This window comes from Pseudomonas sp. B329, from assembly GCF_023127835.1.
Classification (GTDB): Bacteria; Pseudomonadota; Gammaproteobacteria; order Pseudomonadales; family Pseudomonadaceae; genus Aquipseudomonas; species Aquipseudomonas synxantha_A.
Genome location: NZ_SPKP01000059.1, coordinates 1,651 through 2,807, shown reverse-complemented (window position 1 = coordinate 2,807; position 1,157 = coordinate 1,651). Strand labels below are relative to the sequence as shown.

Here is a 1,157-nt window from a genome sequence, read left to right as displayed (position 1 = left end):
TGGGTGGTTCGGCACTTGCCGTGGAGCAGGTGTTCAAGGTTGGGGAAGACGTCGCACTGGTCGCGCCGGCTTCTTCCGATAAACCCAGCCGTACCGTCGCTCAATGCAAAGCCCAGGGTGGGTTGACCCTGGTGCATCTGTTTGAAAGTACCCGGTTTGTACCCATCGGCAACACCCAGGTGGAACTGCAAGCCCTGGCTCGGGATGGCAGCCCAGTCGGCGCGCCGCTTCATCGGACCATCGGCCCCAGCGGCATTCTCGAAGTCAACGACTGTACCCGCGATCAGCAGTACCAAATCACCTTTTACCCCAATGTCTCCAGGGATCACGTCAAGGCGCTGTATGCCTCCTACACGTCAGTGATTGCCGGGTTGGAAGCTGATCTGCGTAAACAGTGGGACGAGCGTTTCGCGCCTCAATGGGCAGACTTTGCCAAAGATCCTGCTTACAAGCGCAGTGCGATGCAGGGCATTGCCTTCGCTACCGGACTTGGCAAGGCGCTCTACAACCTGTGGGACAGCATCACCGAGCTGTATGACCTGCTCGCGAACCTCAAATCCAACAGCGAAAAGTTGCTGAAGTACCTCTCCCGGGCCGAACTGGACGCGCTGCTTGCGCTGGGTAAAGACACGCTGGCCAAGGGATTGCTGGTGCTCAGTGATGAGCCGCTGCTGTTTATCTACGTGGCAGCGGTGGTGGCCTGGATACGGATGCTGCCGCCGCCCGAAATGTACGAGCTGCTGGGTGAAATCACCGGCGAAGTGTTGATCAATTTGCTACTGATCTGGGCGACGCGAGGTATTGGCGTACAGCTGCGGCTGGGTGCGCAGGTGCTGAGTGGCGTCAAGTCCGGCGGGGCGCGGGCGTTGTTGGAGTTGCTGGCCAGGCAGGTGGCGGGGCCGCGGCTGGACACGCATGTTGAGGCCGCCAAGCCTGTGTTGCTGAGCAGTTCGGCGACGCCGGTCAAGGCCGTGCCGGTGGTGCCGTTGAAGGCGGGCGACACGCTGGTTTCGAACCCGGTGCCGGTGGTTCGCAACAAGACTCGGCAGACGGTATTGGTCCGGCAGGAGCATGTGGATGATGCGCCTGCCGTGGCTTCCAATCCGAAGGGAGATGCGGCGGCACCTGCGGACAAGACGGTTACTAACGGCTGCCCG

At 61.1% G+C, this 1,157-nt stretch carries 1 pseudogene; it reads left to right on the top strand.

From position 1 onward, the window contains the following. Positions 1-1,157: pseudogene (locus E4P00_RS26020) on the top strand (type IV secretion protein Rhs); the annotation flags it as partial.